This window comes from Cellulosimicrobium funkei (assembly GCF_001019615.1).
In the GTDB taxonomy this organism is placed as follows: Bacteria; Actinomycetota; Actinomycetes; order Actinomycetales; family Cellulomonadaceae; genus Cellulosimicrobium; species Cellulosimicrobium cellulans_E.
Window position 1 is genome coordinate 86,960 of sequence record NZ_JNBQ01000004.1, and the last position, 20,975, is coordinate 107,934.

General features: G+C 74.5%; 16 protein-coding genes. 7 read left to right on the plus strand and 9 right to left on the minus strand.

Annotation, left to right across the window (positions count from 1 at the left end; all coding sequences use genetic code 11):
* Positions 1-1,434: 1,434 nt before the first annotated feature.
* The 4 genes from FB00_RS06545 to FB00_RS06565 all read right to left on the minus strand — a co-directional run bounded on the left by FB00_RS06545 (position 1,435) and on the right by FB00_RS06565 (position 7,368).
* Positions 1,435-3,969, minus strand: a complete 2,535-nt coding sequence (locus FB00_RS06545) for an ABC transporter permease (RefSeq protein WP_231581745.1) — start codon at positions 3,967-3,969, stop codon at positions 1,435-1,437.
* 23 nt (positions 3,970-3,992) lie between these two features.
* Positions 3,993-4,817 carry an ABC transporter ATP-binding protein gene (locus FB00_RS06550; protein WP_047232097.1) on the minus strand — a complete coding sequence of 275 codons (825 nt, stop codon included), beginning with the start codon at positions 4,815-4,817 and terminating at the stop codon, positions 3,993-3,995.
* A gap of 248 nt (positions 4,818-5,065) precedes the next feature.
* Positions 5,066-5,809: a response regulator gene (locus FB00_RS06560; RefSeq protein ID WP_082141065.1), complete on the minus strand. Its 744-nt coding sequence runs from the start codon at positions 5,807-5,809 to the stop codon at positions 5,066-5,068.
* Positions 5,806-7,368: a sensor histidine kinase gene (locus FB00_RS06565; protein WP_082141066.1), complete on the minus strand. Its 1,563-nt coding sequence runs from the start codon at positions 7,366-7,368 to the stop codon at positions 5,806-5,808. Before FB00_RS06565 ends, FB00_RS06560 begins: the two co-directional genes overlap by 4 nt.
* Positions 7,369-7,473: 105 nt before the next feature.
* On the opposite strand from FB00_RS06565, the gene FB00_RS06570 reads away from it, so the two are divergent.
* Both FB00_RS06570 and FB00_RS06575 read left to right on the plus strand, forming a co-directional pair.
* The gene (locus tag FB00_RS06570; RefSeq protein WP_031316534.1) at positions 7,474-8,157 is read left to right on the plus strand and encodes a response regulator transcription factor; all 684 of its coding nucleotides are present in this window, start codon (positions 7,474-7,476) and stop codon (positions 8,155-8,157) included.
* 43 nt (positions 8,158-8,200) lie between these two features.
* On the plus strand, positions 8,201-9,532 hold the full coding sequence (locus tag FB00_RS06575) for an ATP-binding protein (RefSeq protein WP_047232099.1): 1,332 nt from the start codon (positions 8,201-8,203) through the stop codon (positions 9,530-9,532).
* A gap of 30 nt (positions 9,533-9,562) precedes the next feature.
* On the opposite strand, the gene FB00_RS06580 is transcribed toward FB00_RS06575, so the two are convergent.
* The gene (locus FB00_RS06580) at positions 9,563-10,087 is read right to left on the minus strand and encodes a GtrA family protein (protein ID WP_231581746.1); all 525 of its coding nucleotides are present in this window, start codon (positions 10,085-10,087) and stop codon (positions 9,563-9,565) included.
* A 138-nt stretch (positions 10,088-10,225) separates the two neighbouring features.
* On the opposite strand from FB00_RS06580, the gene FB00_RS06585 reads away from it, so the two are divergent.
* Complete coding sequence (locus FB00_RS06585) at positions 10,226-11,479, plus strand: 5-(carboxyamino)imidazole ribonucleotide synthase (RefSeq protein WP_047232100.1); 1,254 nt, start codon at positions 10,226-10,228, stop codon at positions 11,477-11,479.
* Complete coding sequence (gene purE, locus FB00_RS06590) at positions 11,476-11,994, plus strand: 5-(carboxyamino)imidazole ribonucleotide mutase (protein WP_047232101.1); 519 nt, start codon at positions 11,476-11,478, stop codon at positions 11,992-11,994. Before FB00_RS06585 ends, purE begins: the two co-directional genes overlap by 4 nt.
* A 91-nt stretch (positions 11,995-12,085) precedes the next feature.
* Here the strand turns inward: purE and FB00_RS21580 are convergent, their stop codons facing one another.
* Both FB00_RS21580 and FB00_RS06600 read right to left on the minus strand, forming a co-directional pair.
* The gene (locus tag FB00_RS21580; protein WP_082141067.1) at positions 12,086-13,534 is read right to left on the minus strand and encodes an LCP family protein; all 1,449 of its coding nucleotides are present in this window, start codon (positions 13,532-13,534) and stop codon (positions 12,086-12,088) included.
* 4 nt (positions 13,535-13,538) lie between these two features.
* Positions 13,539-14,825 carry an LCP family protein gene (locus tag FB00_RS06600; RefSeq protein WP_082141068.1) on the minus strand — a complete coding sequence of 429 codons (1,287 nt, stop codon included), beginning with the start codon at positions 14,823-14,825 and terminating at the stop codon, positions 13,539-13,541.
* Positions 14,826-15,014: 189 nt separating this feature from the next.
* Here FB00_RS06600 and FB00_RS06605 point away from each other — a divergent pair, with 189 nt between their 5' ends.
* Positions 15,015-15,944 (plus strand): glycosyltransferase, encoded by a 930-nt coding sequence (locus FB00_RS06605; protein ID WP_231581748.1) that lies wholly within the window; start codon positions 15,015-15,017, stop codon positions 15,942-15,944.
* Complete coding sequence (locus FB00_RS06610) at positions 15,941-16,771, plus strand: glycosyltransferase (protein WP_047232103.1); 831 nt, start codon at positions 15,941-15,943, stop codon at positions 16,769-16,771. Before FB00_RS06605 ends, FB00_RS06610 begins: the two co-directional genes overlap by 4 nt.
* Before the next feature lie 15 nt (positions 16,772-16,786).
* On the opposite strand, the gene FB00_RS06615 is transcribed toward FB00_RS06610, so the two are convergent.
* Entirely contained in the window at positions 16,787-17,182 is a 396-nt protein-coding gene (locus FB00_RS06615) for a DUF2304 domain-containing protein (RefSeq protein WP_082141069.1), read from the minus strand.
* A 16-nt stretch (positions 17,183-17,198) separates the two neighbouring features.
* Entirely contained in the window at positions 17,199-17,936 is a 738-nt protein-coding gene (locus FB00_RS06620; RefSeq protein ID WP_047232191.1) for a glycosyltransferase family 2 protein, read from the minus strand.
* Positions 17,937-18,074: 138 nt separating this feature from the next.
* Here FB00_RS06620 and FB00_RS06625 point away from each other — a divergent pair, with 138 nt between their 5' ends.
* Complete coding sequence (locus tag FB00_RS06625) at positions 18,075-20,975, plus strand: FG-GAP-like repeat-containing protein (RefSeq protein WP_197088764.1); 2,901 nt, start codon at positions 18,075-18,077, stop codon at positions 20,973-20,975.

Here is a 20,975-nt window from a genome sequence, read left to right on the forward strand (position 1 = left end):
CCCCGTCGACCACGAGGACGGCGGCCGGACCGGTCGGCGGTCGTGCGGTGTCCAGCGAGCCGACGGCGCTCGCCCGAGGGAGCCAGCGGCACCAGGCCCAGTCGGCCGCGGCGTGCGGCGGGTGCCGGAACGTCGGCACGGCACCGGTCGACAGGAGCTCTCCGAGCACGGCGCGCGCGGCGGCGAGCGCGAGGGCGCGGGGGCCGACGACGGCGACGCACCCGTCGGGGAGCCGCACGGGCGCGACGGGTGCGACCGCGACGGCGTGCAGGTCGGCGCCCGGGCCCGGCGGAGCCCCACCGGGGGGTGTGGCGACCGGTGCGAGCCGCGCGAGCGTCGCCCAGGTGAGCGCGTCTGCCGGCCGAGGGCGCAGCGGGTCGACGGGCGTCGTCGCGCGTGCGCCGTCGTCACCGGGCGTTCGCCTCACGTCGGACCCCGGAGCCGGACCTCGGCCGCCCCGACGGGCCGCGCGGCGTCGGCGGCCCTCGACGAGCGCGGGGCCGAGGAGCGCGAGCGGCCCGGCGAGGGCGAGCAGCGCGTACAGCGGCTGGCGGAACGTCACGGCGAGGGCGAGCGACGCGACCGCGGGCACGACCGCGGTCGCGAGGTGGCCGGCGCTCGGCCGACCCGGGGACGCGTCGACGGTGGCCGGGTCCACGGGGCCGGTGCGGGGTCCGTGCACGAGGGCGGGGCGCGGTCGCAGGGCGTAGACGCCGTGAGGGGTCGCGAGGGCGTCGCCCGTGCGCCACCGGACCGTGCGCCAGGACGGGAGCCGGCGACCGGCACCGGCCGGTCGTGCGACGAGGACCGCCGCGTCGTCGGGCACGCGCCGGGTCCCGCGCGGCACGCGGACTCTGACCCGCGTGCCACGTGGCGTGCCGCGGCGGCGGACGTCGAGCGCGTCGACCCGGGCGCGGCCCGCGCCGTCCGGGACGGCGACGAGCCGCCCCGCGTCCCCGCCCGCGAGGACGGCGACGTGGAGCGGGGCGGCGAGCACGGCGTCCGGGCGGGCCGCCCCGGCGACCGGCCTCCCGCCGGCGGGCACGACGGCGACCGTCGCCCCGGGGAGCAGGGGGCGGGTCCCGCAGCGCTGGTCGTCATCGACCGGGACGCCGTCCACGAGCAGGGCGGCGGTGCGCAGCTCCGGACGGCACACGAGCTCTGCGAGACCCCCGCGCACGTCGCCCAGGCGCGCCCCGGCCGGGAGCAGGACGTCCGTGGCGGGATGCACCGTGACGCGCAGCCACGCCTCGTCCCCTGGCCCGGCGCGCTCGGGCGCGGGGTCGGTGACGGGGGGCGTCGGGGCGGGGGCGGGTGGCACGCGGCGATGGTGCCCGACTCGGCGACCTCTCCGCCCGGGAACGAGCGCGCCCCTGTGGACGGAGGTCCGTCCACAGGGGCGTGCGTCGACCGTCGGGCCCGACGAGCCGCGGCTCAGTCCACGGCGAGCGCCGCGACGGGCGACGTGCGGGCGGCCGTCCGGCCGGGCACGACGGACGCGACGAGCCCCGCCACGAGCGCGACGACCAGCACGAGCGCGATGTCCCGCCACGGCACCGCGAGCGACACGTCGCCCATGACGCTCAGCGCCGTCGCCGCGCCGGCCCAGCCGTACAGGACGCCCAGCACGATGCCGAGGACCGCGCCGACGCCCGCGATGAGCATGCCCTCGATCGCGAGCATCCATCGGAGCTGGCCGCGGCTGAGCCCGATCGCGCGCAGGGTCGCGGACTCGCGGCGCCGCTCGATGACCGAGAGCGACAGCGTGTTCGCCACGCCGATGAGCGCGATGACGACGGCGACCGCGAGCAGGCCCACGATGACCCCGAGGATCGTGTCGATGACGCTCTGCATCGCCGCGCGCTCGACGGCGATGCCGGCGACCTCGACGGGCGTGTCCGACTCGACGATCGCGTCCTGGATCGCCGGCACGACCTGCGTCGCGTCGCCCGTGTCGTCGATCCCGACCCACAGCCGGGACACGACCGCGTCCGGGTCCAGGGTCCGCGCGTCGTCCGCGTCGAGGAGCCAGCCGTCCCCGATGGCGCCGACGTGGGCGGTCACCGCGAGGGTCGCCCCGTCCGGCCCGGTGAGCTCGAGCGTGTCGCCCTCGGCGACGTCCCAGGACTCGGCGTCGGCCTCGGGGACCATGAGCGTGCCGGGGGCGAACCCCGCGAGCACGTCCGGCGTGCGCACGACGTCGCGCGCCTGGCCCGGGTCGACGCCGTGCATCGTCATCTCGGTGCCGTCGGGCAGCGTGACCGTCGCCGCGGAGAGCTCGACGACGCGCGAGACGCCCTCGGTCCCCGAGACGGCGCGCACGACGTCGTCCGGCACGGCGTCGCCCGTCGACCCGTACGCGTCCGTCGCGACGAGGACGTCGACGGGGTACTGGTCGTCGAGCGCCGCGTCGAGCGAGGTGCGGGCGCTCGCGGCGCCGGTCGACATCATCGCGACGAGCGTGACGCCGATGAGCAGCGCGGTGCTCGTCGCCGTGGTGCGGCGCGGGTTGCGCAGCGTGTTCGCGGTGGCGAGGCGCGCCGTCGACCCGGTGCCGGCGAGGAGCCGGCCCACGAAGGACACGACGCCGGGCAGCCAGTACACCGCCCCGACGAGGACGCCGACAAACGACACGGCGCCGCCCGCGACGCCGGCGAGGAGCCCGATCTCGGGGCTGCCGGTGCCGCCGAGCCAGATGCCGCCGCCCAGGACCGCGAGGCCGCCGAGCGTGAGCAGGCTCGAGATCACGAGGCGCACGCGACCGCCGCCGCGCGAGAGGCTCGGCGCGTCGGCCGGGCGCAGCGCCTCGAGCGGGGCGACGCGCGTGGCGGCCCGGGCCGGGGCGAACGACGCGACGACCGTCACGAGGGTCCCCACGAGAAGGGGCACGAGCACGACCGCGGGCGTCACCGTGATCGTGGCCGGGATCGCCACGCCGAGGTCCGCGCCGCGGGCCACGAGGAGCGCGACCTGCGTGAGCAGGCAGCCGAGCAGGATGCCGCCCACGGAGGACAGGACGCCGAGGATCGTCGCCTCGGACAGGACCGACCGGGCGAGCTGCGAGCGGTTCGCGCCGACGGCCCGCAGGAGGGCCAGGGTGCGCGTGCGCTGCGCGACGAGCACCTGGAACGTGTTCGCGATGACGAGCGCCGCGACGAGCAGCGCGACGGCGGCGAAGCCGAGGATGACGTACGTGAAGACGTCCTGGCCGCCCGTCATCTTCTGGGCCTGCGCCTGGGCGTGCTCGTCGGGCGTGACGGCCTCGGCCTCGTCCGGCGACGCGGCGACGAGGGCCGCGCGCGCCGTCTCGAGGTCCGTGTCCGGGGCGAGTCCCACCATCGCGGCGGAGTAGGTGCGCTCGGGGTCGTCGGGCATCGCCTGCGCGGCCTGCCACGCCGCCACGTCCTCGGCCGTCACGACGACGGCCCCGCCCATCTGGGCGTACGCGCCGTACGGGTCGTCGGTCGTCCCGACGACGGTCAGCTCGTCACGGATCTCCTCGTAGTCGCCGCCGTCGGGCGCGGAAGCGTCCCACACGTTGCGCGAGCTCGTGACGGTGTCGCCGATGCCGACGCCCAGGCGCTCGGCGACGGCGGTCGGGAGGGAGAGCTGGCCGGGCGCCGTCGGCATCGAGCCCTCGACGACCTCCAGCGCCTCAAAGCGGGGGTCGGAGGGCGCGGGGACGCCGAGCTGGAACACGCGCTTCGCGCCGTGCGCGAGGTCGAGGTAGGTGAACTGGACCGCGTCCACCGCGTCGACGCCCGCGACCGAGCGCAGCGCGTCCACGTCGGACGCCGTGAGGTCGCTCGGCGCGGAGACGACGAGGTCCGCGTCCGCGAACTGCGCGGCGATCGAGTCGTTCGTGGTCTGGGTGATGACGTTGCCCGCGATCAGGGTCGCCGTGACGAACGCCGTCCCGATGACGATCGCGACGCCGGCTGCGACGAGGCGGCCGATGCTGCGGCGCATCTGCGCCAGGGTGAGGCGGAGCATCAGGCGCGCACCGCCTGCGACGCGGTCGGGGCGGAGCCGTCGGCGCCCGGCGCCTCGAGCGTGCGCAGGGCGTCGAGCCCGGCGAGCACCGACTCGGGCGTCGGGTCGCTGATGTCGCCCGCGATCCGCCCGTCGGCGATGAGCACGACGCGGTCCGCGTAGGCGGCGGCCGTCGGGTCGTGCGTGACCATGATGATCGTGCGGCCGAGCTCGCGGACCGAGCGGCGCAGGAAGCTCAGCACCTCCGCGCCCGAGCGCGAGTCGAGGTTGCCCGTCGGCTCGTCGGCGAAGACGACCTCCGGCCCAGCGATGAGGGCGCGCGCGATGGCGACACGCTGCTGCTGCCCGCCGGACAGCTCGCTCGGGCGGTGGCTGAGCCGCGCCTCGAGGCCGAGCGTGCGCACCAGCGTGTCGAACCACGCGCGGTCGACCTTGCCGTTCGCGAGCTCGACGGGCAGCGTGATGTTCTGCTCCGCCGTGAACATCGGCAGGAGGTTGAACGACTGGAACACGAACCCCACGCGGTCGCGGCGCAGCTGCGTGAGCGCGTTGTCGTTCAGGCCCGTGACCTCGGTGTCGCCGATGAACGCGTGGCCGCTCGTCGCGGTGTCCAGGCCCGCGAGCAGGTGCATGAGCGTCGACTTGCCCGAGCCCGACGGGCCCATGATGGCCGTGAAGTGGCCGCGCTCGAAGTCCACGTCCACGCCGTCGAGCGCGTGCACCGCCGCCTCGCCCGTGCCATAGGTCTTGCGCAGCGAGCGGGCCCGGACCGCGGGCGGGCCGGCGGGGGCGGGGTCGGTGGGGCGGTACACGGTCGTGTCCACGGCATCTCCTGGGTACGTCGAGGGTCGTCGTCGGGTCCGTCGCGCGCTCACGCCGACCAGGTCGGAGGCGTGCGCCGGGATCGTGGACGACGCTACGGAGCGGGCCTGCCCCGCCGCGTCCGGCGAGGGTCGGGTCCTGCACGGGAGGCGGGTCATCCCGTGGTCGTACCCGGCCCGCGCCGAGGGCTGACACGACGGCGCCCCACGGGTCCCGGGGACCGGTGGGGCGCCGACGGGACGGGCGGGAGTCAGGCGCCCGGGCGGACCAGACCCGTCTCGTAGGCCGTGACGACGGCCTGGACGCGGTCGCGCGCGCCGAGCTTGGCGAGGATGCGGCCGACGTGCGTCTTGACCGTCGCCTCGGCGACGAACAGGTCGCTCGCGATCTCGGTGTTGGAGCGGCCGCGCGCCATGAGGACGAGGACCTCGCGCTCGCGCTCGGTGAGGCCCTCGACGGCGGCGTGCGCGGGGGAGTCCTCGACCTGCTCGGCGGGCAGCGCGGTCACCAGGTGCTCGAGCAGGCGCCGCGTGGACGACGGCGCGATGACGGCGTCGCCGCGGTGCACCGTGCGGATCGCCGCGAGCATCTCCTCGGGCGGCGCGTCCTTCAGCAGGAACCCGCTCGCGCCGGACCGGATGGCCTCGAGCACGTACTCGTCGAGGTCGAACGTGGTGAGGACGATGACCTTGGGCGCGTGCCCGCCGTCGGCCGCCGCCGCCGTGAGCCGGGCCGTGGTCTGGAGCCCGTCGAGGTGCGGCATGCGGACGTCCATGAGCACGACGTCGACCGGGTGGTCGGCGAGCAGACGCAGGGCCTGGAGCCCGTCCCCCGCCTCGACCGCGACCGTGAGGTCCGGCTGCGAGTCGATGACCATGCGGAAGCCCGCGCGCACGAGCTGCTGGTCGTCGACGAGCGCGATGCGCACGGGCTCGAGGGGCTCGAGCGGGTCTGCGGCGTACGCCCCGTCGGGGACGGGGAAGGCGTCGGTCATGATGTCCTGTCGGTCGGTCGGTCGAGGGCCGGGTTCGAGGAGTCGGCCCCGACCGGCGGTGGTGGAAGCGGGGGCGTCACGGCGGACGGGCGGCCCGGAGCCATCCTGCCCGACGGCGCGGGCGGCGGTGCGGGGACGGGCTGTCCCGGAGGCCGGGGGACGGCGCCCGGAGCGGGCGCGGCGCCCGGCAGGGCCGGCACGGGGATGCGCAGGTGCACGCGGAAGCCGCCCCCAGGACGCGGACCCACCTGCACGGACCCGCCGAAGAGCGCGGCGCGCTCGCGCATGCCCAGCACGCCGTAGCCGCCGGGCCGGGAGTCCTGGCGCGCCACGGCGGACGTCGACGCGCCCCGCCCGTCGTCCTCGACCTCCAGGTCCAGGGTGGTGGCGCCCCACCGCACGACGACGGTGACCTCCGGGTCGGGACCGGCGTGCTTGAGCACGTTGGTCAGCGCCTCCTGGCACACGCGGTAGACCGTGAGCCCGGCCCCGGGCGGCAGCGGGCGCGCCTGGCCGACGCGGACGAACGACACGCGCATGCCGCTGTCACGCACCTGCGCGACGAGCGTCTCGAGGTCCGCGGTGTCCGGCTGGGGCGCGCGCTCGAGCGCCGCCGTCGCGGCGCTCGCGGGCGCCGGGTGCGCGGGTGCGGCCGGCCCGTAGGGCGAGCCGTCGGGCGGTGTCCCGGGCGCGCCGCGTCCTGACGGCAGCGCGAGCGTCCCGGCCGGCCCGACGGCGCCCGGGGGCACGACGACGCGCGGCGGCTCCGACCGGAGGACCCCCAGGAGCCGGCGCATGTCCGCCAGCGCCGTGCGACCGGTCTCGGACACGGTCGCGAGCGCGCGCGTCGCGGCCTCGGGGTCGTGGGCGGCGGCGTACCGGCCGCCGTCGGCCTGGGCGATGACGACGGAGAGGGAGTGGGCGACGATGTCGTGCATCTCCCGCGCGATGCGGGCCCGCTCGGCGGCGGTCGCGATCTGCGCCTGCTGGTCGCGCTCGACCTCGAGCCGTTCCGCGCGGTCGACGAGCGCGGCGATCGTCTCGCGCCGGGAGCGGCGGACGAGGCCGAACGCCCACACCGCGAGGAAGGTCATGCCGCCGAACGCGGACGTGAAGAAGACCATCGTCGCGAGGTCGGTGAGGCGGCCCGACAGCAGCCCGAGCGCGATCCCGAGGACGACCGCCCCGACGAGGGAGGCCACGATGGCCGTCCGGTGCGCCCAGCGGGGACCGTAGACCGTCACGGAGTAGAGCGCGACGAGCACCGCGAAGTCGGCAGGGAAGATCACGAGATAGCCGGCGAGCAGGTGCACGAGCGCGACGGAGTACACCGTGATCGCCGACGCGAGCGGGCGGGAGCGGCGCCAGGGCAGCGGGGCGAGGAGCAGCAGCGCCCAGAACGCGGCCCACCCGCCGCTCGTGCCCGTACCGCCCGCGCCCATCGACGTGAACGCCGCGGACGCGGGCACGAACACGACGGCGAGGACGAGCGTGACGGTGAGGTCCACACCGAACCGGTGCTCGTCGGACCACTGCCCGAGGCGCTCGTACCATCCCATGCGTTCCAGCCTAGGCAGAGGGCGGCGACGGGGCGTCCGACCAGGGTCGCAGAGTTCACGAGACACGATGGGACCGAAGTCGTAGTGATGCCCTAGCATGAGCGAATGACCCACGTACTGCTAGCGGAGGACGACCCGGCGATTGCCGAACCTTTGGCGCGCGCACTGACACGTGAGGGTTACAACGTCGTCGTCCAAGGAACTGGTCAAGGGGCGATCGACTCCGCGAGCGGTGCGGACATCGTGGTGCTCGATCTGGGCCTTCCGGACATGGACGGCCTCGACGTCGCGCGCGAGATCCGTCACAAGGGCCTCACCACCCCGGTGCTCGTGCTCACCGCCCGGGCCGACGAGGTGGACCTCGTCGTGGGCCTGGACGCCGGTGCCGACGACTACGTCACGAAGCCGTTCCGGCTCGCCGAGCTGCTCGCCCGGGTGCGGGCGCTCCTGCGCCGCTCGCACGGCGAGCAGGTGGACGAGGAGGAGCTCGCCGCGCAGGACGTGCGCATCGACGTCTCCGCGCACCGCGCGTTCCAGGGCGAGCGCGAGCTGCACCTGACCACCAAGGAGTTCGAGCTGCTGCGCGTGCTCGTCGCGAGCGCGGGCTCGGTCGTCGTGCGCGACGCCCTCATGCGCGACGTGTGGGGCTCCGAGCCGGTGGGTTCGACCAAGACGCTCGACATGCACGTGTCGTGGCTGCGCCGCAAGCTCGGCGACGACGCGAACGCGCCGCGCTACATCTCGACGGTCCGCGGTCTCGGTTTCCGTTTCGAGACCGGCGAGAGCTGACCGACCCCGGCCAGGGGACCAGGACACGGGAGCGAGGAGCAGCGTGCGGCGTCGGATGCTGCAGGCCACGGTGGCGGCCGTGGCCGTCGCCGTCATCCTCCTGGGCTTCCCGCTCGCGTTCTACGGCGCGCGGTTCGTGCTCCAGGGCGAGGTCGACGACGTCACGTCGCGCGTCGAGCGCCTCGCCCGCTCGATCGACGCCCGGCTCGCCGCCGGCGACGACATCCCGGACTACGTCATCGAGGACGCGGTCCAGCCCCGCGCGAGCGACCCGCCGGCCCAGGTCTACGTCACGCTGCCCGACGGCACCGTCCTCACGGCCGGCCCGGAGGTCACCGGGCGCGGGATCGAGCAGCCCCTGCACTCCGAGTCGGGTGCGCTCGTCACGCTCACCGTCTCGTACTGGGACGCCTACCTCCAGGCCGCGCAGGTCGTGCTCCTCGTCGTGGCCGCGGCCATCGTCGCGTTCGCCGCGGGCATCGGCATGGCGGTGTGGCAGGCCAACCGCATCGCCGCGCCCCTCGTCTACCTCGCGGCCTCCGCCGAGCAGCTCGGCTCGGGACAGGTGCGCCCGCGGCTCGAGCCGTCGGGGGTCGAGGAGATCGACCTCGTCGCCGCCGAGCTCGCCCGCAGCTCCGACCGCCTCGCGGGGCGCCTCGCCGCGGAGCGTCAGTTCGCCGCGGACGCCTCCCACCAGCTCCGCACGCCGCTCACGGCGCTCAGCATGCGGCTCGAGGAGATCTCGATGGCCTCGGACGACCCCGCCGTGCAGGAGGAGGCCCGGATCTCGCTCGAGCAGGTCGAGCGCCTGGTCGGCGTCGTCGACGACCTCCTCGCGTCCTCGCGTCGCGCCCAGGGCGGCACGACGGAGGCCGTGAACCTGCTCGACGTCGTGCACCAGCAGGAGGAGGAGTGGGTCCCGACGTTCGCCAAGGCGGGACGCGAGCTCGTCGTCGACGTCCCCGCGGAGTACCAGGTGCTCGCGACGCCCGGGGCGCTCGCACAGGTCCTGGCGACGCTCATCGAGAACTCGCTCAAGCATGGCGGCGGGACGACGACGGTCCGCGCGCGCCCGTCCGGCACGAGCGGCGCGATCGTCACGGAGGTGTCGGACGAGGGCGCCGGCGTCCCCGACGACCTGGCGCCGCGCATCTTCGAGCGCGAGGTGACCTCCGGCGCCGGGACCGGGCTGGGGCTCGCGCTCGCGCGTGACCTCGCGGCGTCCGACGGCGGCCGGCTCGAGCTCGCGCAGCGCCGTCCGGCCGTGTTCGCGCTCTTCCTCGCGGGTGTGCCGCGACGTCTGGACCCGCGCGTCGTCCTGCCCACGGGGGTCGCGGTCTCCGCGCACGGTCGGCGTCGGCGCCGCCGCGGCTGACGTCCCGCCGCGCGTACTGCGCCGGGCCCGTCAGCGTGCCGCGGCGTCCTGAGGCGCGGTGGGGGCGTCCTGCGCACGGTCGCCCGTGAACACGAGGCGCCGGTAGGCCACATAGCGGAACGCGGTGCCGAGCGCGAGCCCGACGACGTTCGCCGAGATGTTCTTCGCGAGCGGCGACGTGAGGCCGAGCGCGTACGTGGAGATCGCGAGGCAGCCGACCGCGATGAGCATGCCACCGACGTTGACCACGACGAAGGCCGCGAGCTCGCGACCGCGCGCCTGGGTGCGGCGTGCGGAGAAGGTCCAGTACCGGTTGCCGACCCACGCGACGAGCGTCGCGACCGTGACGGACACGATCTTGGCGGTGAGCGGCTTGTGCCCGAGGAGCTCGCCCGGCCCGAAGCTGAGCAGGTTGAACAGGCCCAGGTCGACCACGTAGGCGACCGCGCCGACGGACCCGAACTTCGCGAGCTCCCGCACCCGGGCGAGGACGCGCTCGCGGCGCGGCAGGGCCGCCGCGTCCGCCTCCGCTCGGCGGTCCAGGTCGCTCGTCACCCCACGAGGCTACCGGGCGCTCCTGAGCGTCGCCCGGGTGCCGTCGTTCGCCACGGGGTGGGCCGGCCGACCTCCCGGGCGTCCCGGTACGCGGTCCCGGCGTGGTCCCGTGGCGCCCAGGCACTAGGGTGGGTGCACGTGGCAGCCCCAGTGATCGCCGTGGTCGGCGGAGGACAGCTCGCGCGCATGATGGCCCCCGCGGCCGGAGAGCTCGGCGTGCACCTGCGCGTGCTCGTGGAGGCCCCGGACTCGTCCGCGGCCCAGGTCGTGGTCGACGCCCCCGTGGGCGTCGCGTCCGACGAGACCGCGATCCGCTCCCTCATCGCCCCCGCGGGTGCGACCCCGGCGGACGTGCTGACCTTCGAGCACGAGCACGTCCCGAACGCGCTGCTCACGGACCTCCTCGAGCACGGTACGCCCGTGCGTCCCGGACCCGACGCGCTCGTGCACGCGCAGGACAAGATCGTCATGCGCCGGCGGCTCACCGAGCTCGGCGTGCCGTGCCCGCGCTGGGCCGCGCTCCCCACCGCGCCCGACGCCGCCCGCACGGCTCTCGCGGACTTCCTCGCCGAGGTCGGGGGCGAGGCCGTGGTGAAGACGGCGCGCGGCGGGTACGACGGCAAGGGAGTGCGCGTCGTGTCGGTCGCCGAGGGCGGCCCCGAGCAGGTCGCGGAGTGGATCGAGGCGGTCGCCGAGGGCGGCCCCGAGCTGCTCGTCGAGGAGAAGGTGCCCTTCACGCGCGAGCTGGCCGTCCTCGTGGCGCGCCGTCCCTCCGGGGGGATCGACGGTCGGGGCGAGGTCCGGACCTGGCCCGTGGTCGAGTCGATCCAGCGCGACGGCGTGTGCGCCGAGGTGATCGCGCCCGCGCCCGGGCTCACCGACGCCGAGGCGGAGCGCGCGCGCGACGCGGCGGTCCGGATCGCCGAGGGTCTCGGCGTCACGGGTGTGCTCGCCGTCGAGATGTTCGAGGTCGCGGGCGAGGACGGGCCGCGCGTGCTGGTCAACGAGCTCGCGATGCGCCCCCACAACTCCGGGCACTGGACCATCGACGGGGCGGTGACGAGCCAGTTCGAGCAGCACCTGCGCGCGGTGCTGGACCTGCCGCTCGGCGACACGACGGCCAAGGCGCCCTGGACCGTGATGGCGAACGTGCTGGGGTCGACGCTCGTCGAGCTCACCGACGCCCTGCCCGCCGTCCTCGCCACCTTCCCCGACGCGAAGGTGAACCTGTACGGCAAGGGCGTGCGCCCCGGGCGCAAGCTCGGGCACGTGAACGTGAGCGGCGACGACCTGGCCGAGGTCCGGCGTCGGGCCCTGGCCGCGGCCGCGATCCTGCGGGGCGAGCGTCCCGCGAGCACAGACGAGGCCACCGAGAACGAGGAGCGAGCATGAGCGAGAACCCAGTCGTCGGCATCGTCATGGGGTCGGACTCCGACTGGCCGGTCATGGAGGCCGCGGCCGACGCGCTCGCCGAGTTCGGTGTGCCCGTCGAGGTGGACGTCGTCTCCGCGCACCGCATGCCCGTCGAGATGATCGACTACGGCCGCACGGCCGCCGCGCGCGGTCTGCGCGTGATCGTCGCGGGCGCCGGGGGAGCCGCCCACCTGCCGGGCATGCTCGCCGCCGTGACGCCGCTGCCGGTGATCGGCGTCCCCGTGCCCCTGCGACACCTCGACGGCATGGACTCGCTCCTGTCGATCGTCCAGATGCCCGCAGGGGTCCCTGTCGCGACGGTCTCCGTCGGCGGGGCGCGCAACGCAGGACTGCTCGCCGCGCGCATCCTCGCGGCCGGGACGGACGACGACGCCGCGCGCCTGCGGGACCAGATGGTCGCCTTCCAGGCGGACCTGGGCGACCAGGCGCGCGCCAAGGGTGCCCGTCTGCGTGCCTCGCGGGCAGACGCCTAGTACTCCGCCCGTCCCGCGAGATCGGCCCGCACGTCCCGGATCGACCTCCTGAAGGCCGACGTGACGACCTGCGGGTCGATCTCGTCGCTGGTTACTGCGGGAGCCCGCCGACCTGCCCCGCGGGCAGGTTGCCGTCCCGGATGTCGACCCAGAACTGGCCCACGGTCTCGGGGTCCAGCTGCACGGTCGACCCGACGTTGCCTCCCGGGCGGTAGTCGGGGTTCGAGATCGGCGGCGTGCCCGTGATGCCCTCCGGGCCGTTGGCCTTGCGGAACGCGAGGGCGAGCCTGCCCAGGTCGATGATGCCGGTGCTCTGGTCGACCGTGAGCGACCCGAGGCCGGAGTCCAGGAGCGAGACCTGGTCGCCGGGGCGGAACAGGATGCTCGGGTTCGCCGCCTTCGAGCTGATCGCGCCGATCACCTGGCGCTGGCGCTCGGCGCGGCCGATGTCGCCCTTCGGGTCGGAGTAGCGCATCCGCGAGAACGCGAGCGCGGTGTGGCCGTCGGCAACGTGGCACCCGGCCGTCCAGACGAGCTCGCTCTTCGGGTCGTCGACGTCGTAGTCGAGGCACAGCTCGACGCCGCCGACGGCGTCGACGATGCCCTCGACCCCGCCGAACCCGACCTCGACGTAGTGGTCGACCGTGAGGCCGGTGAGCTGCTCGACGGTCTGCACGAGCAGCGGCGGGCCGCCCCACGAGTATGCCGAGTTGAGCTTGCTCGCGCCGTTGCCGGGGATCTCCGCGTACGTGTCGCGCGGCAGGCTGATGAGGGCGACGGGGCCGCTGGGCGGGGCGTGCAGGACCATGATCGTGTCCGTGCGCGCGCCCTCGGTGCCGTCCTCGCTGATGCCCTCGCCCCGCGCGTCCGAGCCGGCGAGGAGGTAGGTGTTCCCGGGGGTGCCGGGTGCGCCGGAGAGCGCTTCGACGTGCTGGATCTTGCCGTTGGCCCAGATGAGCAGGCCCACCGGCCAGGCGAGGAGCGCGACGATCACGACGCACGCGACGAGCCCGACGACGCGGCCCTTGCGGACGCGGAAGCCGCCGCTGCCGGTCCGTGGCGCCGCCGTGCCCGACGGCGGTCGCCCGCTCCCACCCCCGGCCCGGCTGCCGCTCGGCCGGGGCGCGGCGCCCGGACGGCTCCGCGGCGTCGCCGGCACGGCCTGGGCACCCCCGTGGGGCGACGACGAGACGCGCGGAGGCGTCGCCGCCGCCTGGCGAGGCTGGCGGGACGGGGCGACCGACGGAGGGAGCGCCGACGCCGCGGCGTCCGCCCGCGGGCGGGTGGCGCGCGCCGGAGGTGCCGGCGGGGGAGTGCCCCTGCGTGCGGGGGTCACGGGGATCTCGCGGGACGACTGGCGCTTGATGCGCGGCTCGAGGCGCACGGCGTCGTCGGGCACGGCGGGGCGGGGGCGCGCCTGGGCGCGCCCGCTGTTGCCCACCGCGATCGCGTCGTCGACGGACGACGGCCGCGGTGCGCGGCCGCCCTGGGGGGTGAAGCTGGGCGGGAGCGACCGGGGGTCGCGCGACGGGTCGGTCATGGCGTCACCCGCACTGCGCGGTCTCGTCGGCGGCGGAGAACGCCTCCTTGCCGGCTTCCTTGGTCTGCACCGGGGCAGGCTCGGAGGACGCGTCGGTCGGCGCGTCCGCGCCGGACGGGGACGGCGGCTCGGCGGCCTCGACGGCGGCGCCGGACCCGCCTGCGGTCCCGTCGGCGGCGGGTGCGGGCGCGACGATCGGCTCGTCGGCGCGCACCTTCGCCCACAGCTCGTCGGCCTCTGACGTCCAGACGACCTTCGCGTCGGGGTCCTGCGGGTCCGGCGCGTTCGGAACGGTCATGAAGGTGATGTTGCCACTGGTCGCGCCCTTGAGGCTGAAGGCGAGCCCGGCGAGGCTCGGGATCGACGAGAGGTTGTCGCTCATGGTGAGCGACTTGGTGCCCGCGTCGACGAACCCGTAGATCTGCCCGAGGTCCGAGAGCACGTTCTTCGAGAGCACCTGGTTCACCGTCGCGGCGAGGAGCTGCTGCTGACGGCCGATGCGACTGAGGTCCGACCCGTCGCCGACGCCGTAGCGGGCCCGCGCGAACCCGAGCGCCTGGGCGCCGTCGAGCGTCTGCATCCCCGCGTCGAGCCTGAGGTCCGCCTTGGGCGAGTCGATCGCCTCGGGGATGCAGATGGGGACGCCCCCGATCGCCGTGACCATGTTCTGGAAGCCGGCGAAGTCGACGACGACGAAGCCGTCGACGAACACGTCGGTGAGGCTCTCGACGGTCGTGATCGTGCACGCAGCCGCTGAGTCGACGTCGCCGCCGACCGTCGCGCCGTTCGCGAACGCGGCGTTGAACCGGGTGTTCGCGGGTGCGGTCGTCCTGCCGCTCGTCGTGTTGCACGCCGGCACGTCGACGCGCGAGTCGCGCGGGATCGAGACCATCTCGACGCGTGAGCGGTCCGCGGAGACGTGCACCAGGATCGTCGTGTCCGAGCGCATGCCCTCGACGCCCTCGACCTCGTGGCCGTTCTCGCCGCCCCGCTCGTCCGAGCCCATCACGAGGATGTTGAGCGGCTTGCCGGCGTTCGGGTCGGTCGGGTCGGGCTGCTCGGGGCGGTCGGTGAGCAGGCCGTCGATGTTCGAGCTGGTGATGTTGCCCTGGATGTTCGACAGCGCCGACGCCCCGCCCACCGCGCCGAACGCGAGCACCGCGGTCGCCACGAGGCCGACCGTCCGAGCGGCGCCGTGCGTACGGAGCGCCCGCGCGTGCGACGGCCCGCGCGACTGCCGGTCGGCAGCCGCGGCGCTGGCCTGGGCACGGGAACGAGACGTCACGGGCATCGAGCATAAGCGGCGCGTGCGAGGCCACGGCGCGGGCCGGGGGCTCGTGCCGTGGAGGAGTTGTGCAGGGCGCCAACCGGCGGCTTCGGACCTGCGGTGACCCCGGGCGCGAGCGTCTGGTCGGGTAGCCTGCTCCCCGTGCGAGACAAGGGTGGAGAACCAGATGACGCTCGTGTCGTCGCTGTGGTCGTGGCCTACAACCGCCGGGACCTGCTGGTCGAGGCGCTCGACGCCCTCGCCGCGCAGACGCGGCCCGTCGACCGGGTGGTCGTCGTCGACAACCGGTCCGACGACGACTCAGCCGTCGTCGCCGCGGAGCACCCGGTCGGTGCCGAGGTCGTCGAGCTGAGCCGGAACACGGGGGGCGCCGGCGGCTTCGCCGTGGGTCTCGCGCACGCCGTCGACGTCCTCGACGCGGACCTCGTCTGGCTCATGGACGACGACACGATCCCCACCCCGGACGCGCTGCGAGCGCTCCTCGAGGCGCGGGACGAGTACCCCGGCCCGGTGGCGCTCCTGGGCAGCCGCGTCGTCTGGCACGACGGGCGCGACCACCCGATGAACACGCCCCGGGTCCGTCCCGGGGCGTCCGGGGCCGAGATCGCCGCCGCGCGGGCGGCGCGCGCCGTGCCGGTGCGGTCGTCGTCGTTCGTGTCGATGCTCGTGGACGCACGCGCCGTGCGGCACCACGGGCTCCCGGTCGCGGACTACTTCATCTGGAACGACGACTTCGAGTACTCGGCGAGGCTGCTGCGGCGCGGGACGGGACTCTCCGTCCCCGCCTCCGTCGTCGAGCACCGCACCAAGGCGTTCGGCTCGACCGACGCCGACCCCGGCGAACGCTTCTACTACGAGGTGCGCAACAAGATCTGGATGATCACCCGGTCGTCGTCGCTCGACCCCGTCGAGCGGCTCCTGTACAGCGGAGCGAGCGCGCGTCGCTGGGCCCGCACGTTCCTGCGGAGCGAGCGCCGCGACGTGCTGCTGCGCGCCGGGGCGCGAGGGCTGCGGGACGGCGTGCTGCGCGGCCCCCGCCCGTCCGCGCAGGTCCTCGACGGAGCCGGACCCGAGGCTCGTTCCGTCGCGGCGGTCGACGCGGGAGCGGCGGGAGCACGGTGACGTCCTTCTCCGTCCTGCTGCCGGTCTACCACCGCGACGACGTGGCGTTCCTGCGCCGGTCCTTCGCGTCGGTCACGACAGAGCAGGAGCTCGCCCCGACGGAGGTCGTCGTCGTCGAGGACGGCCCGCTCGGCGAGGCGCTGGACCGCGCGCTCGACACGCTGGAGAGCGAGTCCCCGGTCCCCGTGCGCCGTGTCCGGCTGCCGCGGAACCGTGGGCTCGCCGTCGCGCTCGAGGAGGGCCTGGCGCAGTGCGCCCACGAGATCGTCGCGCGCCAGGACGCGGACGACGTCAGCCGCCCCGAGCGGTTCGCGGTCCAGGTACCCCTGGTCGAGGGCGGCCTCGACATCGTCGGGTCGGCCATCGAGGAGTTCGAGGCCGACGAGCCGGCATCGGGCGCCGGCGCCGGCCTCGTCCGCGTTCCGCCGCTGAGCGCCGAGGAGATCGACCGTGCTGCGCGGTTCCGCTCACCGTTCAACCATCCGTCGGTGGTGTACCGCCGCTCGGCCGTCGCGGCCGTCGGCGGGTACGAGGACCTGCCGCTGATGGAGGACTACTGGTTGTTCGCGCGGATGCTGGCGAACGGGGCCCGGGCTCGTAACGTCCCCGAGCCCTTGGTCCTGTATCGCGTGGGCGCCGGCGCGTACGCGCGGCGAGGCGGGTCGCAGCTCCTGCGGTCCGAGCTGGAGCTCCAGCGTCGTCTGCACGGCATCGGGTTCACCACGACGCTCCAGGAGATCCGCAACTCCGTGCTGCGCGGCGGCTACCGTCTCGTGCCGGAGGTGCTGCGCCGCGGCGCGTACCGCGCCGACGCCCGCCGTCGTTGACGGGCGTCGAGCGGGTCAGGCCTGCTCGGCCCGCGCTTCCGTGCCGGTCGTCTCCTCCAGCCGGTCGACCGACTCGTCGACCGCCGAGAGGCGTGCCTCGGCGAGGCTGAGCTCGCGCGTCAGGAGCGTGATCTTGCGGCTGAGCTGGTTGGACCGCCGGTGGCTCGTCGCGATGTAGCTGACGAACGCGATGACGAGCGCGTAGAGGACGAGGTCGGTGCCACGGCCCACGCCGACGGCCTTGGCGAGCATCGACAGCACGTTCGGGAAGATGATCGCGAGCACGGCGGCCACGACGAACCCGGCGAGCAGGAGCCGCCGGATCGCCTGGTGCCGGGCGTTCGCCGTCGAGCGGGTGAGCATGACGGTCACGACGACGACCGCCAGGATGAGGATGACCTGGATCAGCACTGTTCTGGCTCCCCGCTCACTTGAAGATGAGGTCGACGAGGATGTTGACCGAGTTCCACACGGACTGGCCCTTTCCTCGCGAGTAGTCCGTGTACAGGACGTGCACCGGGGCCTCGCGCCACGGCAGGCCGCTCTTGGCGAGCTGGTCGACGATCTCGCTCGCGTGCGCCATGCGGTCCTGCGTCATGTTCACGGCGAGCGCCGCGTCGCGACGCAGGACCCGGAGCCCGTTGTGCGCGTCGGAGAGCTTGAGGCCGGTCGTGGCGTTCGTGAACCACACGGCCGCGCGCAGGACCACCCGCTTGATCAGCCCCGGCTTGGTCCGCTCGTCGAGGAAGCGCGACCCGAAGATGATCGCGACGTCCTCCGAGCGTGCCAGCTCGACCATGGCGACGGCGTCCGAGACCTGATGCTGGCCGTCGGCGTCGAACGTCACGAGGTAGGTGGCGCCGGGCTGCTCGCGCACGTACTCGATGCCGGTCTGCAGCGCGGCACCCTGACCGAGGTTCACCGCGTGGCGCAGGACGACGGCCCCCGCGGCGCGCGCCTGCTCTATCGAGTCGTCCGAGCTGCCGTCGTCGACGCACACGATGTGCGGGAACGTCGGCAGCGCGTCGCGGACGACGTCACCGATCACCGAACCCTCGTTGTACAAGGGGATGACGAGCCAGGCGTCGTCGATCGGAGCCGGAGCCGGAGCCGCGTTCTCCGGGGTGCGGGCAGGCGCGTGCCCACGCGTCTGTGGCGGATGCATGACCCCCATTGTGACAGTTCCGTGGTCGCGTGGGTGACACGCGCGGGGTGCGCAACTCGCGCGGATCGGACGAAGCCGTGCACATACTGGCAGCCGTGGGCGAGCATCGGGGCCTCGCCCGGTCGGAGGTGGCACGGGGTGTTCCGGGTACGCAGGGCGACGTCGCTCGTCGCAGGGGTGTCGGCCGGTGTCGTGGCGGTCGTGGGGTCGGTGGTCGTGCCCGTGCTCGGGACCGCGGCGGACGCCGCGGCAGCCCCGGTCGTGAGCAGCGCGCTGGTGCAGGCGAGCTCCGGTGCGCTCGCCGTCGGCGCCACCGAGGACAGCGAAGGACAGCCGGTCCTGGAGGAGGTCCCGCTCGATCCGGATCCGTCGCTCTCTGGACAGGACGAGGGAGCGGACGGTCCCGACGGCGCGACCCCGTTCGGGGGGACGACGGACGAGCAGGGCCGGCTGGGCACCGGCGGCGCGGGGGACGTCGTCCTCAGCGCCGAGACCGGCGCCGCCGGCGTGGTCGTCGTCGGTGTGACGTGGGAGCCTGGCACGGCGTCTGCCGACCTCGCCGTCGAGATCCGCACCCGCACAGGGTCGGACTGGTCGCCGTGGTCCGCGCTCGAGCAGGACCTGGCCGGCGCAGCCGAGAGCGACGGCGAACCGGTCCCCGACGCCCGGGACGGGACCGAGCCGTACCTCGCCGGCGAGGTCGACGCGGTCGAGGTCGCGCTCCGCCACGAGCCCGGGGACGGGCCAGCCGACCCCCGCCTCGCCGTGGTCGGCACCGCCGCGACTTCCGCCGACGTCCCGGACCAGGGCCAGAGCGCCCCGGGCGACACGGGCACTGCGCCGGGTACCGAGCCGTCCGAACAGACGACGAGCGACCTGGACCTGGACCTGGGTGAGGTGAGCACCGTCGCCTTCACACACCCGGGCGCGTCGGCGGCAGCCGCCGTCGTGCCGCAGGCCCCGCTCGCCGCAGCCGTGACACCCCGGCCGACCATCTACTCGCGCGCACAGTGGGGTGCGAACGAGGCCATCTCGACGTGGACGCCACAGCTCGGGCGGGTCGTCGGCGCGACGGTGCACCACACGGCGGGGACCAACAGCTACACCGCGGCACAGGTGCCAGCGCTGATCCGGGGCATCTACGTCTACCACGCGCAGTCTCGCGGCTGGGGAGACATCGGCTACAACTTCCTCGTCGACAAGTACGGTCGCGTGTGGGAGGGGCGCAAGGGCGGTGTCGATCGCGCGATCATCGCTGCGCACGCGTCCGGGGTGAACTCCGTGGCCTTCGGCGTGTCGTTCCTGGGCAACTACGACACCGCGACCGTCCCGCGCGGGGCCCTCAGCGCCGCCGCGCGCGTCATCGCGTGGAAGTTCTCGTTGCACGGCGTGACCGCCGGGACCACGACGACGATCAACGGCGGGCGGCTCCCGACGGTCTTCGGGCATCGCGACGTCGGGCAGACGACGTGCCCCGGACAGTACCTCTACTCGAGACTTCCCGAGCTCCGGAACCTTGTCCGAGGACTCCAGGGCGACGCCGCCTCGCGGGTCTACCAGCGCGACCTCAACCGGGACGGGTTCCCCGACCTGGTCTCGCGGACGTCGACATCCCTCGCCCTCGCCACGGCCACGAGCGCCGGGTGGCAGCCGTCGACACAGATCGGCGGCGGGTGGGCCGGGTCCCGCACCATCGGCCCGGGGGACTGGAACGGTGACGGCACACCCGATCTGCTCCGCATCGACTCCGGCGGCTCGATGTGGCTCTACCCGGGTCGTCCGGACGGCGCCTTCCAGGCTCCGCGCGTCATCTCCCGCGGATGGTCCGGTCTTGATGGTGTGACGGGCGGTCACGACTGGGACGGGGACGGTCGTGCGGACCTGCTGGCCCGGCGCAAGGCCGACGGTGCGCTGATGCTCTACCCGTCGAACGGCAGCGGTGGGTTCGGCCCGGTGCGGAAGATCGGCGGTGGGTGGGGCGGCATGACTGCTCTCTCCACCATCGGGAAGCTCGGCGACGGGCGTCCCGCTCTCGTCGCGCGCCGGGCCGACGGGACGCTCCTCGTGTACCGGGGAGACGGCCGTGGTTCGTTCACCGGGTCGGCGCGTGTCGTCGGCGGGGGGTGGCAGGGAATGACCTCGATCGTCGGCGTCGGTGACATGAACGACGACGGGCTGGTAGACCTTGCGGCACGCGACGGCGCGGGTCGGCTCTGGCTCTATGTGGGCGACGGGGGCGGCGGGTATCGAGGGCGGTCCCAGCTCGGAACGGGGTGGACCGGGTTCTCCACGGTCGTGTCCACGTCGCGCTCCGGGAGGGGGCAGGACCTCTACGCGGTGCGTCGGGACGGGCTCCTTTTCCGATACCGGTACGACGGCCGTGGAGACTTCTCGCGCTTGGCTGCGTCCGGAGTCCCGGCGGCACCTGCCGTCGAAGCGATCGCTCCGGGAGACTGGGACGGCGATGGTCGTCCGGACCTCATCACGCGGCGGGCTGACGGCGAGATGTACCTTCATGCGGGCACAGGATCCGGTTCCTTCGCCGCTGGTCGTCGCATCAGCGGTGGATGGCAGGTGATGGAACAGGTCATCGGCGTCGGCAACTGGACCGGAACCGGTGTCCCCAGCCTGATGGCGCTCGACCGTCACACGGGTCGGATCTACCTCTATCCCGGGGACGGGCGCGGCGGGTTCGCCCCGCGGACGATCGTCGCCACAGGTGCTGGCTCGGTCGACCACCTCGTCGCCGCAGGACTGTGGCGTGGCGGGCGTGCCCCGGATCTGCTGACCCGCGACACATCGGGCTCGCTTCAGCTGCGCGCCGGGAACGGGGCAGCCCTGCTGGGGTCCCCGGTACGACTGGGCGGCGGCTGGCAGGCGTACTCCCGCATCGTGGGCGTCGGTGACGTCGACGGTGACGCGCGCCCGGACCTCGTCGGTGTTCGACCTGACGGTTCGGTGATGCTCTATTCCGGGAACGGTCGTTCCGGCTTCTTCGGGTGGCGGGCGTACGGATCGGTCAGGGGTGTGGTGACGTGA

Coding starts and splice junctions, on each gene's coding strand:
- FB00_RS06545 (WP_231581745.1), bottom strand. CDS start 3,969: ATGCGCCGCAGCATCGGCCGCCTCGTCGCAGCCGGCGTCGCGATCGTC.
- FB00_RS06560 (WP_082141065.1), bottom strand. CDS start 5,809: ATGACCGACGCCTTCCCCGTCCCCGACGGGGCGTACGCCGCAGACCCG.
- FB00_RS06565 (WP_082141066.1), bottom strand. CDS start 7,368: ATGGGATGGTACGAGCGCCTCGGGCAGTGGTCCGACGAGCACCGGTTC.
- FB00_RS06570 (WP_031316534.1), top strand. CDS start 7,474: ATGACCCACGTACTGCTAGCGGAGGACGACCCGGCGATTGCCGAACCT.
- purE (WP_047232101.1), top strand. CDS start 11,476: ATGAGCGAGAACCCAGTCGTCGGCATCGTCATGGGGTCGGACTCCGAC.
- FB00_RS21580 (WP_082141067.1), bottom strand. CDS start 13,534: ATGACCGACCCGTCGCGCGACCCCCGGTCGCTCCCGCCCAGCTTCACC.
- FB00_RS06600 (WP_082141068.1), bottom strand. CDS start 14,825: ATGCCCGTGACGTCTCGTTCCCGTGCCCAGGCCAGCGCCGCGGCTGCC.
- FB00_RS06620 (WP_047232191.1), bottom strand. CDS start 17,936: ATGCATCCGCCACAGACGCGTGGGCACGCGCCTGCCCGCACCCCGGAG.